At 41.0% G+C, this 19,609-nt stretch carries 20 protein-coding genes, 2 rRNA genes, 2 pseudogenes and 1 other annotated feature (1 of these 25 cut by a window edge); all 24 genes and pseudogenes read left to right on the plus strand.

The window, feature by feature from the left end; all coding sequences use genetic code 11:
• Positions 1-547, plus strand: a 23S ribosomal RNA gene (locus tag LC040_17155) (it extends 2,387 nt beyond the left edge of the window).
• Positions 548-649: 102 nt separating this feature from the next.
• Positions 650-765, plus strand: a 5S ribosomal RNA gene (rrf, locus tag LC040_17160).
• A 149-nt stretch (positions 766-914) separates the two neighbouring features.
• Positions 915-1,625, plus strand: a complete 711-nt coding sequence (locus LC040_17165; protein WLR50931.1) for an MgtC/SapB family protein — start codon at positions 915-917, stop codon at positions 1,623-1,625.
• 177 nt (positions 1,626-1,802) lie between these two features.
• Positions 1,803-2,267: a CtsR family transcriptional regulator gene (locus LC040_17170; GenBank protein ID WLR50932.1), complete on the plus strand. Its 465-nt coding sequence runs from the start codon at positions 1,803-1,805 to the stop codon at positions 2,265-2,267.
• A gap of 35 nt (positions 2,268-2,302) precedes the next feature.
• Positions 2,303-2,842, plus strand: coding sequence for a UvrB/UvrC motif-containing protein (locus LC040_17175; protein ID WLR50933.1), 540 nt, complete (start codon positions 2,303-2,305; stop codon positions 2,840-2,842).
• A 4-nt stretch (positions 2,843-2,846) separates the two neighbouring features.
• Entirely contained in the window at positions 2,847-3,935 is a 1,089-nt protein-coding gene (locus tag LC040_17180; GenBank protein WLR50934.1) for a protein arginine kinase, read from the plus strand.
• A gap of 3 nt (positions 3,936-3,938) precedes the next feature.
• A complete protein-coding gene (clpC, locus tag LC040_17185; GenBank protein ID WLR50935.1) occupies positions 3,939-6,377 on the plus strand; it encodes an ATP-dependent protease ATP-binding subunit ClpC in 2,439 nt (812 codons plus the stop codon).
• A 160-nt stretch (positions 6,378-6,537) separates the two neighbouring features.
• Positions 6,538-7,911 (plus strand): DNA repair protein RadA, encoded by a 1,374-nt coding sequence (radA, locus tag LC040_17190; protein WLR50936.1) that lies wholly within the window; start codon positions 6,538-6,540, stop codon positions 7,909-7,911.
• A 2-nt stretch (positions 7,912-7,913) separates the two neighbouring features.
• Positions 7,914-8,984: a DNA integrity scanning diadenylate cyclase DisA gene (disA, locus tag LC040_17195; GenBank protein WLR50937.1), complete on the plus strand. Its 1,071-nt coding sequence runs from the start codon at positions 7,914-7,916 to the stop codon at positions 8,982-8,984.
• Between the two features lie 200 nt (positions 8,985-9,184).
• On the plus strand, positions 9,185-10,279 hold the full coding sequence (locus tag LC040_17200; protein ID WLR50938.1) for a PIN/TRAM domain-containing protein: 1,095 nt from the start codon (positions 9,185-9,187) through the stop codon (positions 10,277-10,279).
• 38 nt (positions 10,280-10,317) lie between these two features.
• Positions 10,318-11,010, plus strand: coding sequence for a 2-C-methyl-D-erythritol 4-phosphate cytidylyltransferase (gene ispD / locus LC040_17205; protein WLR50939.1), 693 nt, complete (start codon positions 10,318-10,320; stop codon positions 11,008-11,010).
• Between the two features lie 2 nt (positions 11,011-11,012).
• Complete coding sequence (gene ispF / locus LC040_17210; GenBank protein ID WLR50940.1) at positions 11,013-11,495, plus strand: 2-C-methyl-D-erythritol 2,4-cyclodiphosphate synthase; 483 nt, start codon at positions 11,013-11,015, stop codon at positions 11,493-11,495.
• Positions 11,496-11,610: 115 nt separating this feature from the next.
• Positions 11,611-13,068, plus strand: coding sequence for a glutamate--tRNA ligase (gene gltX / locus LC040_17215; GenBank protein WLR50941.1), 1,458 nt, complete (start codon positions 11,611-11,613; stop codon positions 13,066-13,068).
• Positions 13,069-13,127: 59 nt separating this feature from the next.
• Positions 13,128-13,351: a binding site (T-box leader), on the plus strand.
• Positions 13,352-13,520: 169 nt separating this feature from the next.
• On the plus strand, positions 13,521-14,156 hold the full coding sequence (gene cysE / locus LC040_17220; GenBank protein WLR53328.1) for a serine O-acetyltransferase: 636 nt from the start codon (positions 13,521-13,523) through the stop codon (positions 14,154-14,156).
• A 2-nt stretch (positions 14,157-14,158) separates the two neighbouring features.
• Positions 14,159-14,254: pseudogene (locus LC040_17225) on the plus strand (hypothetical protein).
• Positions 14,255-14,539 (plus strand): annotated as a pseudogene (locus LC040_17230) (serine O-acetyltransferase).
• Positions 14,540-14,541: 2 nt separating this feature from the next.
• Complete coding sequence (gene cysS, locus LC040_17235; protein WLR53329.1) at positions 14,542-15,942, plus strand: cysteine--tRNA ligase; 1,401 nt, start codon at positions 14,542-14,544, stop codon at positions 15,940-15,942.
• A gap of 2 nt (positions 15,943-15,944) precedes the next feature.
• Positions 15,945-16,343 carry a ribonuclease III domain-containing protein gene (locus tag LC040_17240; GenBank protein WLR50942.1) on the plus strand — a complete coding sequence of 133 codons (399 nt, stop codon included), beginning with the start codon at positions 15,945-15,947 and terminating at the stop codon, positions 16,341-16,343.
• Positions 16,344-16,349: 6 nt separating this feature from the next.
• Positions 16,350-17,093, plus strand: coding sequence for a 23S rRNA (guanosine(2251)-2'-O)-methyltransferase RlmB (gene rlmB, locus LC040_17245; protein WLR50943.1), 744 nt, complete (start codon positions 16,350-16,352; stop codon positions 17,091-17,093).
• A 5-nt stretch (positions 17,094-17,098) separates the two neighbouring features.
• Positions 17,099-17,608, plus strand: a complete 510-nt coding sequence (locus LC040_17250) for an NYN domain-containing protein (GenBank protein WLR50944.1) — start codon at positions 17,099-17,101, stop codon at positions 17,606-17,608.
• A 79-nt stretch (positions 17,609-17,687) separates the two neighbouring features.
• Positions 17,688-18,338: an RNA polymerase sporulation sigma factor SigH gene (sigH, locus tag LC040_17255; GenBank protein WLR50945.1), complete on the plus strand. Its 651-nt coding sequence runs from the start codon at positions 17,688-17,690 to the stop codon at positions 18,336-18,338.
• 82 nt (positions 18,339-18,420) lie between these two features.
• A complete protein-coding gene (rpmG, locus tag LC040_17260) occupies positions 18,421-18,570 on the plus strand; it encodes a 50S ribosomal protein L33 (GenBank protein ID WLR50946.1) in 150 nt (49 codons plus the stop codon).
• Between the two features lie 53 nt (positions 18,571-18,623).
• Positions 18,624-18,806, plus strand: coding sequence for a preprotein translocase subunit SecE (secE, locus tag LC040_17265; protein WLR50947.1), 183 nt, complete (start codon positions 18,624-18,626; stop codon positions 18,804-18,806).
• Between the two features lie 223 nt (positions 18,807-19,029).
• Positions 19,030-19,563 carry a transcription termination/antitermination protein NusG gene (gene nusG / locus LC040_17270; protein ID WLR53330.1) on the plus strand — a complete coding sequence of 178 codons (534 nt, stop codon included), beginning with the start codon at positions 19,030-19,032 and terminating at the stop codon, positions 19,561-19,563.
• Positions 19,564-19,609 lie beyond the last annotated feature (46 nt).

The following is a 19,609-nucleotide window of genomic DNA, read 5'->3' on the forward strand; positions in this document are numbered from 1 at the left end:
GACCTACAAGTCGAGCAGGGACGAAAGTCGGGCTTAGTGATCCGGTGGTTCCGCATGGAAGGGCCATCGCTCAACGGATAAAAGCTACCCCGGGGATAACAGGCTTATCTCCCCCAAGAGTCCACATCGACGGGGAGGTTTGGCACCTCGATGTCGGCTCATCGCATCCTGGGGCTGTAGTCGGTCCCAAGGGTTGGGCTGTTCGCCCATTAAAGCGGTACGCGAGCTGGGTTCAGAACGTCGTGAGACAGTTCGGTCCCTATCCGTCGTGGGCGCAGGAAATTTGAGAGGAGCTGTCCTTAGTACGAGAGGACCGGGATGGACACACCGCTGGTGTACCAGTTGTTCCGCCAGAGCATCGCTGGGTAGCTACGTGTGGACGGGATAAGTGCTGAAAGCATCTAAGCATGAAGCCCCCCTCAAGATGAGATTTCCCATAGCGTCAAGCTAGTAAGATCCCTCAGAGATGATGAGGTAGATAGGTTCGGGGTGGAAGCGTGGCGACACGTGCAGCTGACGAATACTAATCGATCGAGGACTTAACCAATTTAATTGGAAATGCAAGACAACCAGCGTGCATCACAAGCGCACTGCACACTTCTGTTTCAGGTGTTATCTAGTTTTGAGGGAACAAACCTCAATTAAATAGTCTGGTGGCAACAGCGAAGAGGTCACACCCGTTCCCATACCGAACACGGAAGTTAAGCTCTTCAGCGCCGATGGTAGTTGGGGTTCTTCCCCTGTGAGAGTAGGACGCCGCCAGGCAATTTTAAAGTCGACCGTTTATGGTCGACTTTTTTGATCTTAATTATTATTTCTTTGCATAGAATAAATAGTGTCGATGTTCCTCTAACAGGGAATAATTAGTATTAATATATAATAGAGAAAGAGAAAAAGGGGGGAGATCACCTGCAATGATAAATGAACTGAATGAATTAATAAATCAATATTTAGGTGAATACTTTTTACTTATGTCTTTGAGAATTATTTTGGCAGTCTTTCTTTGTGGCATTATCGGTTTCGAGCGTGAAATTAAGCAACATCCAGCCGGCTTTCGTACTCACTTACTTGTCGGTGTAGGTTCTTGTTTAATGATGTTGCTGTCATTATATGGTTTTGGGCCTTATATGGAAGCTTCGGATAAAATACGGTTTGATCCAGCGAGGATTCCGTCTTATGTTATTAGTGGTATTGGTTTCTTAGGAGCAGGTACCATTATTGTAAGGGGCGCCACGGTACGCGGTCTTACTACTGCTGCTTCTATATGGGTAGTAGCTGGTCTTGGTTTAATTATCGGGGCTGGAATGTATGGGATCGCTGTATTTACCACTATCGTAGTGTTGTTTAGCTTATTATTATTAAATCGTTTTGAAAAACGGTTGGCAAAGGTTCATAAGATCGAAAACATTCATATATTTACAGAAAAGCAAGTGCAGCCTTTGTTAAAAATTGTGGCTGTTTTTGATAAAGAAGAAATTAAAGTTCGTAGCATACAGGTGAAAAAACATCGAACAAAGCCTGTGACAACAGAGTACATTATTGAAGTCGCAAATGTAACGAAAAAACAGAAGATGATATTATTCGAAAAATTAAATACGTTAGAGGGTGTGAATGAAATTTGCTGAATTGAGACTATAATGGTCCATTCAGCTTTTTTTAATTGAAATAATCGTTTGATTTTCTAGGATGTTGGCTATGCTTACAAATAAAAAGGGTAATTAAATATTGAAAAGTAGTTTGTCAAAATTATATAATATAAATAAGGTCAAATATAGTCAAAGTCAATAAAAGGAGGAGGGAGCATGAGGAACATCTCCGATATTATTGAACATTATTTAAAGCAAGTGTTAAAAGTTAGTGATGAGAATATTGTAGAGATTAAGCGTAGTGAAATCGCTGAAAAATTTCAGTGCGTTCCCTCGCAAATTAATTATGTGATTAACACTCGATTTACGATTGAAAAAGGCTATATTGTGGAAAGTAAAAGAGGAGGGGGTGGGTACATCCGTATCACCAAAGTACAAGCGGATGATCACGTCCACCTCATTGAAGAAATTGATAGCCTCATTTCGAATAAAATTCCTCAAGCAACTGCAGAAAATATCATTCTCAGATTATTAGAAGAAGAAGTTATTTCAAAACGTGAAGCTAGAATTATGTTAAGTGCAATTGATCGATCAGTCTTGTATATCGATTTACCCGAACGTGATATTATTCGTGCTCGCGTTTTAAAAGCAATGTTAATCGCTTTGAAATATAAATCATAGAATGAATTGGTGTCTGAAGGAGAGAGGTGATAAAGATGAAATGCGAAGAATGCCAGCAAAACCCTGCCACGTTGCACTTTACAAAAATTATAAACGGCGAGAAAACAGAAATTCATTTATGTGATCAATGTGCAAGAGAAAAAGGGGAAGTTTTTACAGGTGGTAGTGGATTTTCGGTAAATAACTTGCTTTCAGGTTTACTTAACATGGATACTCCATTCAAGGAATCAACAAATCATTCGTTTACAAGTCAGCAGTCCTTACAATGTGAAACATGCGGGATGACCTACGATAAGTTTTCAAAGATCGGGCGTTTTGGGTGTGCTGATTGTTACAAAACTTTCGGAGATAAGCTAGATCCTATTTTAAGACGTGTTCACAGCGGCAATACTGTTCATGCTGGTAAGCTTCCGAAACGAATTGGCGGGGATTTACACGTGAAGAAAGAAATCACCCATTTGAAAGAGGAAATGCAAACATGTATTGCTAATGAAGAGTTTGAGCGAGCTGCTGAACTGCGTGACAAGATTCGTGCTTTAGAGAAGAATCTAATAGGGAAAAGAGAGGGGGATTAAGTTAATGTCGTTGCAACGTTTTATTAATCAGGCAATCAGCCCTTGGATGAATGAAGAAGGGCCTGACAGTGATATCGTCTTAAGCAGTCGGATTCGCTTGGCAAGAAATATGCAGGAGGTTCCTTTTCCGACTGTTGCAAGTACTGAGGCATTAGCGAAGGTCATCTCTCTTTTTCAGGAATACTTTTCTAATCAACACCTTGATGGGGTAGGCAAGCTTGAACTGTTACCGATGAATGAGATGGAACCAATTGAAAAGCGTGTACTAGTTGAAAAGCATTTAATTAGTCCTCACCTTGCCGAAGTCTCAGAAGCAGGTGCTGTTGTTTTATCAGAAAATGAGCAAATCAGTATTATGCTTAACGAAGAGGACCATATTCGGATTCAATGTCTCTATCCAGGCCTTCAATTAACAGAAGCACTGCATGCTGCAACAACTCTTGATGACTGGATTGAATCCAAGGCAGATTATGCATTTGATGAAAAGCGTGGATACTTAACAACATGTCCAACAAATGTTGGTACAGGAATGCGAGCTTCAGTGATGATGCACTTACCCGCACTTGTTTTGACAAATCAAATGAATCGTATTGTACCAGCTATTAATCAACTTGGGCTTGTCGTACGTGGTATCTATGGGGAGGGCAGTGAAGCACAAGGTAATATCTTTCAAATCTCTAACCAAATTACGTTAGGGAAGTCAGAGCAAGACATCGTTGAAGATTTGCAAAGTGTTGTCGCTCAACTTATCGCCCAAGAACGTTCTGCACGTGAGGCATTATTACAATCATCAAGAATTCAGTTGGAAGATCGTGTCTTCCGCTCGTATGGCATCCTTGCCCACAGCCGAATCATTCAATCGAAAGAAGCTTCTCAATGCTTGTCAGATATGCGGTTAGGGATTGATTTAGGATTCATAAAAAACGTTTCTCGGAATATTCTTAATGAATTAATGATTTTAACTCAGCCAGGTTTTTTGCAACAATATGCAGGAAAAGGACTAACACCAAACGAACGTGATATACGTAGGGCTAGTTTAATAAGGGAACGGTTAAAACTCGAATTAGAAGATGGTTCGTTAGGAGGGAAATAAATTATGATGTTTGGACGATTTACAGAGCGAGCTCAAAAAGTATTAGCATTAGCGCAAGAGGAAGCAGTACGCTTAGGGCACAACAATATCGGTACTGAACACATTTTATTAGGACTTGTACGTGAAGGGGAAGGGATTGCAGCGAAAGCGCTGAATGCACTAGGGTTGAGCCCTGAAAAGATTCAAGAAGAAGTAGAATCCTTAATCGGCCGAGGCCAAGAGGTTTCGCAAACGATTCATTACACCCCAAGAGCTAAGAAGGTAATTGAGCTTTCTATGGATGAAGCGCGTAAGCTTGGTCATTCATATGTCGGTACAGAGCATATTCTATTAGGACTTATTCGTGAAGGTGAAGGCGTGGCAGCACGTGTTCTTAACAACTTAGGGGTAAGCTTAAATAAAGCGCGTCAACAAGTGCTTCAATTGCTAGGAAGCAATGAATCATCTTCAGCTAATCAACATAGCAATGCTTCTGCAAACGCAAATACACCAACATTAGACAGCTTAGCACGTGACTTAACAGCTGTGGCACGGGAAGGAAGCTTAGACCCGGTTATCGGACGAAGCAAAGAAATCCAACGTGTAATTGAAGTGTTAAGCCGCCGTACAAAGAATAACCCAGTTTTAATTGGGGAGCCAGGTGTAGGTAAGACAGCAATTGCTGAAGGTTTGGCACAACAAATCATTAACAATGAAGTACCAGAGATTTTACGTAATAAACGTGTGATGACACTTGATATGGGTACAGTTGTTGCAGGTACAAAATATCGTGGTGAATTTGAGGACCGCTTGAAAAAAGTAATGGATGAAATTCGTCAAGCTGGTAATGTTATTCTATTCATTGATGAGTTGCATACACTTATTGGCGCTGGTGGTGCAGAAGGAGCAATTGACGCTTCAAATATCTTAAAACCATCTCTTGCTCGTGGGGAGCTCCAATGTATTGGTGCGACGACAATTGATGAATATCGTAAATATATTGAAAAGGACGCTGCACTTGAGCGCCGCTTCCAGCCGATCCAAGTTAATGAACCGACAGTTGACGAATCGGTACAGATTTTACAAGGGTTGCGCGATCGTTATGAAGCCCATCATCGTGTGACAATTCCAGATGAAAGCATTAAGGAAGCTGTGAAATTGTCTGATCGCTACATATCTGACCGCTTCCTACCGGATAAAGCTATTGATTTGATTGATGAAGCAGGTTCAAAGGTTCGTCTTCGTTCTTACACAGCGCCGCCTAACTTAAAAGAGCTAGAACAGAAGCTTGAAGAAGTGCGCAAAGAAAAAGATGCAGCAGTACAAAGTCAAGAGTTTGAAAAAGCTGCTTCACTTCGCGACAATGAACAACGTTTACGCGAGGAGCTTGAAGGCCTTAAGAAAGAGTGGAAAGAAAAGCAAGGGCAAGAAAATAGCGAAGTCACAACAGAAGATATTGCGATGGTTGTATCCAGTTGGACTGGTATTCCTGTTAACAAACTGGCACAAGAGGAATCAGACCGTCTGTTAAATATGGAAAGCGTCCTGCATAATCGTGTAATTGGTCAAGATGAAGCTGTTAAAGCTGTTTCGAAAGCGATTCGTCGTGCTCGTGCAGGTCTTAAAGATCCAAAGCGCCCGATTGGTTCATTCATCTTCCTTGGTCCTACAGGTGTAGGTAAGACAGAGCTTGCTCGAGCATTAGCCGAGTCTATCTTCGGTGATGAAGAGGCAATGATTCGAATTGATATGTCAGAATATATGGAGAAGCACGCCACATCTCGTCTTGTTGGTTCACCTCCAGGCTATGTAGGCCATGATGAAGGTGGTCAATTAACGGAAAAAGTACGCCGCAAGCCATACTCAGTTGTATTGTTGGATGAAGTTGAGAAGGCGCATCCAGAAGTATTTAATATTCTTCTGCAAGTACTTGAAGACGGCCGCCTAACTGATTCCAAGGGACGTACTGTTGATTTTCGAAATACAATCTTAATCATGACTTCTAATGTTGGTGCAAGTGAATTGAAGCGTAATAAATATGTCGGCTTCAATGTACAGGATGAAAATCAAGATTACAATGATATGAGATCCAAAGTAATGACAGAGCTTAAACGTGCTTTCCGTCCAGAGTTCTTGAACCGTATTGACGAAATCATTGTGTTCCATTCTCTTGAAAAGCGTCATATTCAAGAAATCGTATCACTTATGTCTCAAGAGCTTAGCAAGCGCCTGAAAGAGCAAGATATTGAGCTTACTTTAACGGATAAAGCATTAGAAAAAATTGCAGATGAAGGGTTTGACCCTGAATATGGTGCACGTCCATTGCGCCGCGCTCTTCAAAAGCATATCGAAGACCGCCTATCTGAGGAGCTTCTAAAAGGCAATATTCAAAAAGGACAAAAAATTGTTATTGATATTAAAGACAATGATTTTGTCGTAGAGACAAAAGTATTAACAAAATAGGTAACAGGAAGGCAGCTTAACTTTGCTGCCTTCTGTTTTTTTGAGAAGAAAACGTCCATTTATTTACTAATTAACTTGTTGCAGGAAGAGAAGAGTCGAGCAAGAATTTTATATAGTATTCAATACGGATATTCATACAAATCAAGTTAGGAGTCATAGAATGGCAAAAAAAACGACCAAATTCATTTGTCAAAGCTGTGGATATGAATCAGCAAAATGGATGGGGAAATGTCCTGGCTGTGGTCAGTGGAATACGATGACAGAAGAAATGATGGAAACGAAACGTGGACGAAAACAAACATTTGTCACCTCGTCGCAAACTGTTTCAAAGCCACAGAAAATTAGTTCCATTGAGTCGATTAGTGAACCGCGAGTTCATACTGATATTGGGGAGTTTAATCGTGTACTTGGGGGAGGGATTGTTCCAGGATCGCTCGTTTTAATAGGTGGGGACCCTGGTATTGGAAAGTCAACAATTCTTCTGCAAGTATCAGCTCAATTGGCTAATCGTATGAAGGTACTCTATATCTCAGGCGAAGAATCTGTTAAACAAACAAAGCTTCGCGCAGATCGTCTCGATATTAAAGCTGATCAGCTCTATGTACATGCCGAGACGGATATTGATTATATTTCAAAGGCAATAGATGAGCAAAATCCATCATTTGTCGTCATTGACTCAATACAAACGGTTTATCATCCTGATGTTACCTCAGCACCCGGAAGTGTATCCCAAGTACGAGAATGTACGACTGAGTTCATGCGGATTGCTAAAACGAAAGGAATTGCAATTTTTATCGTAGGGCATGTTACAAAGGAAGGCTCTATTGCAGGCCCTAGATTACTTGAGCACATGGTAGATGCCGTTCTTTATTTTGAAGGGGAACGTCATCATACATACCGTATTTTGCGTGCTGTAAAAAATCGTTTTGGTTCTACAAATGAAATGGGTATTTTTGAGATGAAGGAACGAGGGCTTGAGGAAGTATTAAATCCTTCTGAAATATTTCTTGAAGAACGTTCCCAAGGTGCTTCTGGTTCAGTTGTTGTAGCATCCATGGAAGGAACGCGCCCTGTATTAGTTGAAATTCAAGCGCTTATTTCGCCGACAAGCTTCGGTAATCCGCGTAGAATGGCTACAGGTATTGACCATAACCGAGTCTCATTACTGATGGCAGTGTTAGAGAAGCGGATGGGTATGCTGCTGCAAAATCAAGATGCCTACTTGAAGGTAGCGGGGGGAGTGAAATTAGATGAGCCGGCAATTGACTTAGCGGTAGCTGTTAGTATTGCCTCCAGCTTCCGAGACCGCCCTTCAAAACCAACAGATGTAGTAATTGGAGAGGTAGGGTTAACGGGAGAGATTCGCCGTGTATCTCGTGTTGAACAACGTGTACTTGAAGCACAAAAGCTTGGATTTCAGCGTGTTATTCTGCCAGATAAAAATCTTGGAGGGTGGACCGTTCCTAAAGGAATTGAAGTGATTGGTGTTTCCACAGTTAGTGAAGCATTAGAACATACATTAGGAGGCGGATGATAATGGATGAACAATACTACAGCAAGGTGATTGGTGGAATACTCCAATTCGTCGCTCCCGGGAGTCCTGTACGTGATGGTATTGATAATGTTCTTCGGGCAAAGACAGGTGGTTTGATCGTAGTCGGGTACAATGAAAAAATCAAAGAAATTATCGACGGTGGTTTTTGTATTAATTGTTCCTTTTCACCTGCCCATCTGTATGAGCTAGCTAAGATGGATGGTGCCATTATTTTAAATGATGGCGGTAGTAAGATTTTATATGCAAATACACAACTAATTCCATACTCAACTATTCCATCTTCTGAAACAGGTATGCGTCACAGGACGGCAGAACGTGTCGCAAAACAGACAGGCTGTCTTGTAATTGCGATTTCCCAACGCCGAAATGTTATTACCTTATATAAAGGGAATTTCCGATATGCCCTTAAAGAAATAGGTGTTATTCTTACAAAAGCAAATCAAGCAATCCAAACCTTAGAAAAGTATAAAGTTGTCTTGGACCAATCTATTACTAACTTAGGCGCACTTGAAATGGAGGAGCTTGTTAACTTCCAAGAGGTTATTCAAGTTTTCCATCGAATTGAAATGGTCTTAAGGATCAAAAATGAAATTTTGAATTATGTAAATGAATTAGGTACAGAAGGTCGGTTAATACGCCTGCAAATGACCGAGCTCGTTTCGAATATTGAAGAAGAGGCTGCTTTATTAATTAAAGATTACAGTAAAAAAGAAGAAGTCGAACCATATCATCTATTAAAGAAGCTACAAACGAAATCAAATGCTGAACTTTTAGATGATGTGAGTGTATTAAAGATGTTAGGATATAGTGCCACAGTGAGTGAAGAAGAAGCTGTCGTTCCTCGAGGTTATCGGCTTCTCCATAAAATACCACGTATGCCTGCATTAATAATCAGAAATTTAGTGAATCAATTCAATAACCTCAATCGTATAATAAAGGCAACACCTGAAGAATTAGTAACAGTAGAGGGGGTTGGGGAAGTAAGAGCAAAGAAAATAAAAGATGGAATAAACCGTATTCAAGAACAACTTTTTATTGACCGCCATATGTAATAGGATGATTGACATATTATGTTTAGTATGGTACGATTTATTATTTGATTAAATTGACATAAATTTACTGATGTGCTATGCTGATGGTGTTATTTTCTGTTATTCTCCCTTTTCGAATAACAGGAAGAAGAGAAGGATCATTTACATTTAGAGGTTTTAATTTAAAAAAATTGTAAATAATGATAGGAGGAGGTGAAAGTATGCTGACGCGAATTGTACAGGTGTTTTTTGTAATCGTCGGCGGAATGCTTGGTTTTATATACATTCCTGATTTAATGGATTTGATGAAGGCTGGAGATATTATTTGGTTAGCTTCACCTTATTCAGGGGCAGTATTAGGAGCATTCATATTATATTTTGGTTCATTATGGTGGACAGAACATGTAGTAGGGTTTATCCGTAAGATAGAAGAGCGCTTGGTGAAGGCACCAGTTACGGACTTACTATTTGGAAGCTTAGGCTTAATTGTTGGACTTATTCTTGCTTTTTTAATTGTTATTCCTTTCAAAGATACCGGGATTCAAATTCTAGATTCACTTCTGCCGATTTTTGCAACGTTCCTTCTCGGATATCTTGGGTTTCAAGTAGGGTTTAAGAAGCGTGATGAGCTGATTAACTTATTTTCAGCTTCTGGTCGATTAGGCTCTAAGAAGAAACAGGATGATGAGGAAGACCAATTGTCAGGTGCAAAAGTGAAGATTTTAGATACCAGTGTTATTATTGATGGCCGCATTGCGGACATTTGTCAAACTGGCTTTCTAGAAGGCACAATTGTAATTCCACATTTCGTATTGGAGGAACTTCAGCACATTGCAGACTCTTCAGATGTATTGAAACGAAACCGCGGAAGAAGAGGCTTGGATATTTTAAATAAAATCCGTAAAGAGCTACCTGTAAATGTTGAAATCTATGAAGGGGATTTTGAAGATATTCAAGAAGTAGACAGTAAGCTTGTGAAGCTTGGGAAGCTGCTTTCTGGAATTGTTGTTACAAATGACTTTAACTTAAATAAAGTTTGTGAGCTGCAAAATGTAGCAGTTTTAAATATTAATGACCTTGCCAATGCCGTAAAGCCTGTTGTGCTTCCAGGCGAGGAACTAAATGTTCAAGTTATCAAGGATGGTAAAGAGCAAAATCAAGGTGTTGCATATCTTGATGACGGTACGATGATTGTCGTAGAAGAAGGCCGTGACTATATCGGGAAACGAATTGATGTACTTGTAACAAGTGTTCTGCAAACTTCAGCAGGGCGGATGATTTTTGCCAAGCCAAAGCTACTTGAAAAAGCCTTATGAAAGAACCAAGGTAAGAAGAAGTAAAGGGAGATACGTAGATGATGTATGATGTTGTAATCCCTGCCGCAGGTCAAGGAAAACGAATGCAGGCAGGGCGAAACAAGCAATTAATTGATTTAATGGGGAAACCAATTATTGCTCATACCCTCGAAGTCTTTCAGAATGATGCCTGGTGCCGGGCCATTGTTCTTGTTGTGCAGCCAGATGAACTGGATGCCATGCAGGACATTGTAAGTCGATTTAATATAACGAAAGTGAAGCACATTACGCCTGGGGGAAATGAACGGCAGCAAAGCGTATATGAAGGATTAAAGCTTCTTGAAGGAGAAGATATCGTCCTCATTCATGACGGTGCACGTCCGTTTATTCCTCAGGAAATTATTCGCCAAACGGTACAACGAGCTGAAGAAGTACAAGCTGCCATTGTGGCTGTACCGGTGAAAGATACAATCAAACAAGCGGCTGATGGTATCGTGCAAAATACAGTAGAACGTTCAAGCTTGTGGGCTGTTCAAACACCACAAGCTTTTCGTCTGCCGCTAATTAAGAAGGCACATAGGCTAGCTGAAGAAGAAGGGTACTTGGGTACAGATGATGCAAGCTTAGTTGAGCGTCTCGAACATGAGGTTGCAATTGTGAGCGGTACATATGAAAATATAAAATTAACTACACCAGATGATTTAATGATTGCAAAAGCGATTATTGAAAATGCGAAGATGGGGAGGGAGTAAGTGTGATTCGAGTTGGACAAGGGTTTGATGTTCATCAATTCGCAGAAGGCCGACCATTGATTCTTGGAGGGATCACAATTCCTTATGAAAAAGGGTTGCTAGGTCATTCAGATGCAGATGTGTTGTTACATACGATTGCAGATGCTGCGTTAGGCGCCTTAGGGTTGGGGGACATTGGAAAGCACTTCCCAGATACAGACCCGGCATTTAAGGATGCAGATTCTGCAAAGCTGTTAACACATGTATGGAATTTAATAAAAGAAAAAGGCTATCAGCTTGGGAATATTGATTGTACGATTATAGCTCAAAAACCAAAAATGGCACCGCATATTCCGGCAATGCGAAGCCGAATTGCAGAGTTGCTTGAAGCGGATGAATCACAGATTAATGTGAAAGCGACGACGACTGAGAAGCTAGGGTTTACAGGCCGCGGGGAAGGTATTGCCGCTCAGGCTGTAATTCTAGTCCAAAAGCTTGACCAATAAACACACATTGGTGATAAAATAAGGTAGATATAAGATAGAGTAAATGTAAGTTGCACTAATCCATTTTTCGGTGGATATCAGCATACTTAGACTAACTAATGGAAGGTGTCGAGATATGGCAAACGAAGTACGCGTGCGTTATGCCCCGAGTCCGACAGGGCATTTGCATATTGGAAATGCACGGACAGCATTATTTAATTATTTATTTGCAAGAAGTCAAAATGGTAAATTCATTATTCGTGTCGAGGATACGGACCAGAAGCGTAATATTGAAGGTGGCGAAGAAAGCCAGCTGAAATATTTGAAATGGTTAGGGATTGACTGGGATGAGAGCATTGATATCGGTGGTGAATATGGTCCATACCGTCAATCTGAACGAAATGAAATTTATAAGAAATATTATGATGAATTGCTTGAAAAAGGCCTAGCTTATAAGTGTTATTGTACTGAAGAAGAGCTGGAAGCAGAACGTGAAGAGATGAGAGCAAGTGGACAGATGCCGCGTTACTCAGGCAAATGCCGCCACTTAAGTGCTGAAGACATTAAGCAACGTGAAGCGGAAGGTCGTCAACCGAGCATCCGTTTTGCTGTACCTCAAGATAAAGAATACAAGTTCAATGATATCGTGAAAGAAGAAGTCACGTTCGATTCGAACGGTATCGGTGACTTCGTAATCGTTAAGAAGGACGGTACACCTACTTACAATTTCGCGGTAGCAGTAGATGACCATTTAATGGAGATCTCTCACATTTTACGTGGGGAAGATCATATTTCAAATACACCGAAGCAAATGATGATCTATGAAGCGTTTGGTTGGGAAACACCTGTATTTGGACATATGACGTTAATTGTAAATGAAAATCGTAAGAAACTAAGTAAGCGTGATGAGTCAATTATTCAATTTATTGAGCAGTACGCTGAGCTAGGATATCTTCCTGAAGCCTTGTTTAACTTTATCGCGATGCTTGGCTGGTCTCCAGTTGGGGAAGAAGAAATCTTTACGCGTGATCAATTTATTGAAATCTTCGATGCGAATCGTCTTTCAACTTCACCGGCAGTATTTGATACGAAGAAGCTTGAATGGATGAACAATCAGTATATGAAGAATAAGTCTTTAGACGAGGTTGTAAAGCTTTCTCTGCCACACCTTGTGGCTGCAGGACGTCTACCTGTAAGTATGAGTGAAGAGCAGACACAATGGGCACGTGAGCTTGTCGGCCTCTATCAAGAGCAAATGAGCTATGGTGCTGAAATTGTTCAACTCTCAGAAATGTTCTTTAAAGAAGAATTAACTTATGAAGAAGAAGCAAAGGAAGTCCTTGCTGGCGAAACAGTTCCAGAAGTGCTTCGTGAATTCGCGTCTCAACTTGAACAATTGGAAGTGTATGAGGCTTCCGAAATCAAAAAAGCAATTAAAGCAACACAAAAAGCAACAGGGCAAAAAGGAAAAAATCTTTTCATGCCTATTCGTGTAGCTGTTACAGGTCAAACACATGGCCCTGAGCTTCCTCAAGCCATTCAATTGCTTGGTAAAGAAACTGTCATTGCACGTTTGCAGGACGCTTCAAAATAGTTATTTATTGAACATTTTCTGTAACTTGTTAATATAGTATTTATATCTATGATAATGATAAGAAAGTGTTGACGAGGAGAGTAAAGGTGTAGCTGAGCTTTTTAGAGAGAACCACCATTAGGCTGAAAGTGGTTTAAGCGAAGCCGTCTTGAAATGCACCTCTGAGCCTCTTGCTGAAGTGGAGTAGGCAAGAGCGGCATACATCTGCCGTTACCCGATAAAAGCTGGGCTGTTTCATTACAGCCAAGCAGAGTGGAACCGCGCTGTCCAAAGCGTCTCTGTGTATGTCAACACAGGGGCGCTTTTTTGTGGTTTTTAAGAAGAGGCTCACCGCCCGCCCCGCGGATAGCGTGTGCCTGCAGCGGAAATCAACCACAACGTTTAACAGAGCATAAGAGAAAGATTTACTACATGTGAAAACACAAGCAGGGGGTTGGAGTGAGTTGCTTAAAATGATGAAGGAAGATATTGATGTTGTATTTGACCAAGACCCGGCAGCAAGAAGTTATTTGGAGGTAATTTTAACTTACTCTGGACTACATGCCATTTGGTCGCACCGTTTTGCACATGCTTTATATAAACGAAAATTCTTCTTCCTAGCACGGATTATTTCGCAAGTTAGCCGCTTCTTTACAGGAGTTGAAATTCATCCAGGTGCAACGATTGGTCGTCGTTTCTTTATTGATCACGGCATGGGTGTGGTCATTGGGGAGACATGTGAAATTGGCGACAATGTTACGATTTATCAAGGCGTCACATTAGGCGGTACAGGAAAAGAGAAGGGGAAACGTCACCCTACATTACAAGACAATACACTCGTTGCGACAGGGGCAAAGATCCTCGGTTCGATTACAATTGGCGAAAATTCAAAAGTAGGGGGCGGTTCGGTGGTCCTGCATGATGTTCCGCCTAATTCGACGGTAGTCGGTATACCGGGCAAAGTCGTCATTCGAGATGGCGTGAAAGTACGCCGTGACTTAAATCATCAAGACCTACCAGACCCAGTAGCAGATAAACTAAAAGAAATGGAAAACGAAATTAAATCATTACAAGAAGCAATACAGCATTTAACAAAGGAGCGTGATTGATGATGGCAATTAAGATGTATAATACATTAACTCGTCAAAAAGAGTTATTTGAACCGATGGAAGAAGGAAAAGTAAAGATGTATGTGTGTGGTCCTACTCAAGACAATACACTCGTTGCGACAGGGGCAAAGATCCTCGGTTCGATTACAATTGGCGAAAATTCAAAAGTAGGGGGCGGTTCGGTGGTCCTGCATGATGTTCCGCCTAATTCGACGGTAGTCGGTATACCGGGCAAAGTCGTCATTCGAGATGGCGTGAAAGTACGCCGTGACTTAAATCATCAAGACCTACCAGACCCAGTAGCAGATAAACTAAAAGAAATGGAAAACGAAATTAAATCATTACAAGAAGCAATACAGCATTTAACAAAGGAGCGTGATTGATGATGGCAATTAAGATGTATAATACATTAACTCGTCAAAAAGAGTTATTTGAACCGATGGAAGAAGGAAAAGTAAAGATGTATGTGTGTGGTCCTACTGTTTATAACTACATTCATATTGGTAATGCTCGTCCTGCAATCGTCTTTGATACAGTGCGTCGTTATTTAGAGTATCGCGGTTACGATGTTCGTTTTGTTTCGAACTTTACTGATGTAGACGACAAGCTTATTAAAGCGTCGAAAGAATTAGGAGAAGATGTTCCAACAATTGCTGAACGTTTTATCCAAGCGTATCACGAAGATGTAGGCGCTTTGGGTGTGAAGAAAGCTGATGAACATCCGCGTGTTATGGATAATATGAATGAGATTATTTCTTTTATCCAAGGGCTAATCGACAAAGGTTATGCGTATGAAGCAGGTGGAGATGTCTACTTCCGAACACGGTCATTTGATGACTATGGTAAGTTATCTCATCAGTCAGTTGACGAGCTTCGTGTGGGTGCACGCATTGATGTTGGGGAGAAGAAGGAAGACCCGCTTGACTTTACGCTTTGGAAGGCAGCTAAAGAAGGTGAAATCTCCTGGGAAAGTCCGTGGGGAGAAGGTCGCCCTGGCTGGCATATTGAATGCTCTGCGATGTGCCGCAAATATTTAGGAGAAACAATCGATATCCATGCCGGTGGTCAAGATCTCGCATTTCCACATCATGAAAATGAAATTGCTCAATCAGAAAGCTTAACTGGAAAGTCTTTTGCGAATTATTGGCTTCATAATGGCTATATCCAAATTAACAATGAAAAAATGTCAAAGTCATTAGGGAACTTTGTACTTGTACATGACATTATTAAACAACATGATCCGCAAGTGATTCGTTTCTTCATGCTTTCTGTGCACTATCGTCATCCAATTAATTTTAGCGAAGAGTTACTACAAAGTGCGAAGAGCGGCTTAGATAGAATTCGTACGGCGTATGATAATGTCCAGCATCGTATGCAGGAGAGCAGCGGCATAACAGATAACGACAAACAGTGGTTAGCTCAGCTGTCTGAAATGAAAGAGACATTTATGAATGAAATGGACGATGATTTCAATACAGCTAATGCTATTTCAACTTTATTTGAGCTTGCGAAACAAGCCAATATTTATCTACAAGAAAAGCATACATCAAAAGACGTGCTCCAAGCTTTTGTTGTACAATTTGATGATTTTGCTAGTGTTCTTGGCTTAACATTGCAAGAAGAGGAAGAACTGCTTGATGAGGAGATCGATAAGCTGATTGCTCAACGTATTCAAGCACGCAAAGATCGTGATTTTGCTTTGGCAGATAAAATTCGTGACGAATTGAAAGAGCGGAATATCATTCTAGAAGATACACCGCAAGGGACAAGATGGAAAAGAGGGTAACGATGGTTGACGCAAAACAATTAAATGCATTGGCGCTTGCTTATATGGGTGATGCGGTATACGAGCAATTCATTCGTTATCAGTTGTTGCAATCAGGTCAAGTGAGACCAAATCAGCTTCATCGCGAAGCAACGAAATTTGTTTCAGCAAAGGCGCAGGCGGCGATTATTCACCGCCTGCTTGAAGATAATCAATTATCAGAAGAAGAGACAGCGGTTGTCCGTAGAGGGAGAAACGCTAAATCTGGCACAATTCCTAAGAATACAGATGTGCAAACATATCGGTACAGTACAGCTTTTGAATCGTTAATTGGATTTCACTACTTGTCTGAACATGAGGAACGGTTAGAAGAGCTGCTGAGACTAGCTTATGAAATTGCGAAGGAAAGACAGAAGGGGTGAGTGTAGATGGATAAAGAATGGATTGCTGGAAAGAACCCTGTCTTAGAAGCGCTGCGGGCAGGACGGGATATCAATAAGGTTTGGATTGCTGAAGGGATACAACGTTCAGCGGCTCAACAAATTCAAAAGCTCGCTAAAGAATCCAACACAATTGTTCAGCAAGTGCCGAAGAAAAAACTCGACCAAGTTGTCGGTGGAAATCATCAAGGCGTTGCGGCGTCAGTAGCTGCTTATCAATATGCTGAGGTCGAGGATATGTTTCAATTGGCAGCTGAGCGAAACGAAGTTCCGTTTATTCTATTGTTGGACGAGATTGAAGACCCGCATAACCTTGGTTCCATTCTTCGTACTGCAGATGCGGTGGGCGTACACGGGGTAATTATTCCAAAGCGCCGGGCAGTAGGCTTAACAGGTGTTGTAGCAAAAGTATCAACAGGGGCTATTGAGCATATTCCAGTCGCTCGTGTTACGAATATGGCCCGCACAATTGATGAACTAAAAGAAAAAGGTTTCTGGATAGCAGGAACAGACGCATCTGCTAAAGAGGACTTTCGTCAAATGAGTGTGGACATGCCGCTCGGAGTTGTAATTGGGAGTGAAGGTAAAGGGATGAATCGCTTAGTTCGAGATAAATGCGATTTTCTCTTATCAATCCCAATGGCTGGAAAGGTGACTTCGCTAAACGCATCTGTCTCAGCAGGGTTGCTTATGTATGAGGTTTATCGTAAACGCCATCCACTCGGAGAGTAAAAGCTATGAATGTATTAATCGTTGATGGCTATAACATCATCGGTGCTTGGCCAGCGCTTAGAAAGTTAAAGCAATATGACTTGGCGGCAGCTCGGGATAAGTTAATCGAGGAATTAGTGGAGTACCAAGCTTTTACCGGAGAGAGAGTTATCGTAATTTTTGACGCACACCTTGTTCCTGGGATCGAAAAGAAATTGCGTACCGGAAAAGTTGAAGTAGTCTATACTCGAGAAAAAGAAACAGCTGATGAACGGATTGAAAAGCTTTCACACAAGCTTCAGAAAGATATACGTTTAAATGTTTATGTAGCCACGTCTGATTATACAGAGCAGCGAGTTACTTTTGGGCAAGGTGCCTTGCGTATACCAGCAATGGAATTACTACGAGAGGTAGAAAGTTCTAAGAAAAATATTAATGAGCGAGTTCGTGAGCAAAATGAACGTAAGCCGTCAGGAAAGGTATTATTTGATGCAGAAACGTTGGCGAAACTTGACAAATGGCGAAGAAGGAAATAATGTATAGTTGACTAGGTAGAAACTTTCACTGTATAATATTTCTATATTTATCGCAAGTGTGGTCGGGGGGATTGCAAAAGTGAGCGTACGCCTCGAGGAGGATCTTCAAAAACGTTTTGAAAGACTAGAGGATGAAGTCATTGTTGAAAAGGTCCATGAAGGAGAGCCAGACGCGCTAGAATACTTGATTAACAAGTATAAGAATTTTGTGCGCGCCAAAGCCCGTTCGTATTTCTTGATTGGAGCGGATCGTGAAGACATCGTTCAAGAAGGAATGATTGGACTTTATAAAGCGATTCGTGACTTTAAAGAGGACAAGCTGTCTTCCTTTAAAGCGTTTGCAGAACTATGTATAACTCGTCAAATGATTACGGCTATTAAGACAGCAACACGTCAGAAGCATATTCCGCTAAATTCTTATGTTTCTTTGGACAAGCCTATTTACGATGAAGAGTCAGATCGGACATTGCTTGATGTTATTTCGGGCGCCAAAGTATTAGACCCTGAGGAAGTTATCATTAATCAAGAGAAGTTTGATGACATCGAATTGAAGATGGCTGAATTATTGAGTGACCTTGAACGTAAAGTGCTGGCACTGTATTTGGATGGGCGTTCGTACCAAGAAATTTCAGCTCAACTAAACCGTCACGTCAAGTCAATTGATAATGCGTTGCAGCGTGTAAAGAGAAAGCTAGAGCGCTACTTAGAGCTAAGAGAAATTACTTTCTAAGCTCTAAGTTGCGTTGACATGCTGTTTTTAGCTATGATACATTGTTCTAAGTGAGGATTTATATTTACAGGATGGTGCGTCCATGCGTAAAAAAGTAACGTTAGCTTGTGGTGTTTGCCACAATCGTAACTACTCAACTATGAAGAATTCAACACAAACCGCAGAACGTCTTATGATGAAGAAGTTTTGCAAACACTGTAATGCTCATACCGACCACCGTGAAACGAAATAAATGCACGTATTAGGGTGAAGGGGTTCATCCACTTGCTTTTGGAGGTAACGTCGATGCAACGGATTACACAATTTTTACGAGACGTTGGCCGAGAGATGAAGAAGGTTAGTTGGCCGAAGAAGAAAGAATTGACACGCTATACCATTACGGTTGTTACAACAGTGGCATTTGTAGCGGTCTACTTTGCGGTTGTTGACCTTGGAATTTCAGAGTTAATTCGATTGATTCTTGAATAATCATCTCAGTTTTTGGCATAATAGAAAAATATATTTCAGGAATAGTTTGGTAAAAAGCCTGTGAGATGGCTTTTTTTACTGTGGGTTTCTTTACTTATGAAATGACGGACGAACTAGACACATAGCAGAACATTGAAAGCGCGAGAATGATGGTTTCTGTTTAGCAATAAATATTCCTGATGATACACCGTTGAGGAGGGAAGGGACGCGATTGTCCTATGTTATGGAAAAGAATTGGTATGTAGTTCATACGTATTCCGGTTACGAAAACAAAGTAAAGGCCAATCTTGAAAAACGTGTCGAATCAATGGGGATGCAGGATAAGATTTTCCGCATTGTTGTGCCGGAAGAAGAAGAAACAGAAGTGAAAAACGGTAAACGCAAGGTTGTTAAACGTAAAGTGTTTCCGGGCTATGTGCTAGCTGAATTAGTCATGACGGACGATTCTTGGTATGTAGTTCGTAATACACCAGGGGTAACAGGATTCGTTGGCTCAACTGGATCTGGGTCAAAACCGATTCCGCTTCAACCAGATGAGGTTGATGTTATTCTTAAGCGCATGGGTATGGAACACAAGTCGACAGAAGTTGATTTCGAGTTGAAAGAGACTGTTAAAGTAACAGAAGGTCCTTTCGCTGATTTCACAGGTTCGATTGAAGAAATAGATGTGGACAAGCAAAAAGTAAAAGTTCACGTCAGCATGTTTGGGCGCGAAACGCCTGTAGAGCTTGACTTCACGCAAATCGAAAAGATTTAATAGAAGTTCTTGCATTCATCATTAAATGATGATAAAATTTTGATGT

It is taken from the genome of Bacillus tianshenii (assembly GCA_020524525.2).
GTDB lineage: Bacteria > Bacillota > Bacilli > Bacillales > Bacillaceae_N > Bacillus_AV.

Excerpts from the sequence above, each read along its gene's own strand:
- secE (WLR50947.1), top strand. The coding sequence starts at position 18,624 with ATGCAACGGATTACACAATTTTTACGAGACGTTGGCCGAGAGATGAAG.
- LC040_17200 (WLR50938.1), top strand. The coding sequence starts at position 9,185 with ATGCTGACGCGAATTGTACAGGTGTTTTTTGTAATCGTCGGCGGAATG.
- LC040_17175 (WLR50933.1), top strand. The coding sequence starts at position 2,303 with ATGAAATGCGAAGAATGCCAGCAAAACCCTGCCACGTTGCACTTTACA.
- rpmG (WLR50946.1), top strand. The coding sequence starts at position 18,421 with ATGCGTAAAAAAGTAACGTTAGCTTGTGGTGTTTGCCACAATCGTAAC.
- cysE (WLR53328.1), top strand. The coding sequence starts at position 13,521 with ATGATGAAGGAAGATATTGATGTTGTATTTGACCAAGACCCGGCAGCA.
- LC040_17170 (WLR50932.1), top strand. The coding sequence starts at position 1,803 with ATGAGGAACATCTCCGATATTATTGAACATTATTTAAAGCAAGTGTTA.
- LC040_17250 (WLR50944.1), top strand. The coding sequence starts at position 17,099 with ATGAATGTATTAATCGTTGATGGCTATAACATCATCGGTGCTTGGCCA.
- radA (WLR50936.1), top strand. The coding sequence starts at position 6,538 with ATGGCAAAAAAAACGACCAAATTCATTTGTCAAAGCTGTGGATATGAA.
- gltX (WLR50941.1), top strand. The coding sequence starts at position 11,611 with ATGGCAAACGAAGTACGCGTGCGTTATGCCCCGAGTCCGACAGGGCAT.
- rlmB (WLR50943.1), top strand. The coding sequence starts at position 16,350 with ATGGATAAAGAATGGATTGCTGGAAAGAACCCTGTCTTAGAAGCGCTG.
- LC040_17180 (WLR50934.1), top strand. The coding sequence starts at position 2,847 with ATGTCGTTGCAACGTTTTATTAATCAGGCAATCAGCCCTTGGATGAAT.
- LC040_17165 (WLR50931.1), top strand. The coding sequence starts at position 915 with ATGATAAATGAACTGAATGAATTAATAAATCAATATTTAGGTGAATAC.
- clpC (WLR50935.1), top strand. The coding sequence starts at position 3,939 with ATGATGTTTGGACGATTTACAGAGCGAGCTCAAAAAGTATTAGCATTA.
- LC040_17240 (WLR50942.1), top strand. The coding sequence starts at position 15,945 with ATGGTTGACGCAAAACAATTAAATGCATTGGCGCTTGCTTATATGGGT.
- disA (WLR50937.1), top strand. The coding sequence starts at position 7,914 with ATGGATGAACAATACTACAGCAAGGTGATTGGTGGAATACTCCAATTC.
- cysS (WLR53329.1), top strand. The coding sequence starts at position 14,542 with ATGGCAATTAAGATGTATAATACATTAACTCGTCAAAAAGAGTTATTT.
- nusG (WLR53330.1), top strand. The coding sequence starts at position 19,030 with ATGGAAAAGAATTGGTATGTAGTTCATACGTATTCCGGTTACGAAAAC.
- ispD (WLR50939.1), top strand. The coding sequence starts at position 10,318 with ATGATGTATGATGTTGTAATCCCTGCCGCAGGTCAAGGAAAACGAATG.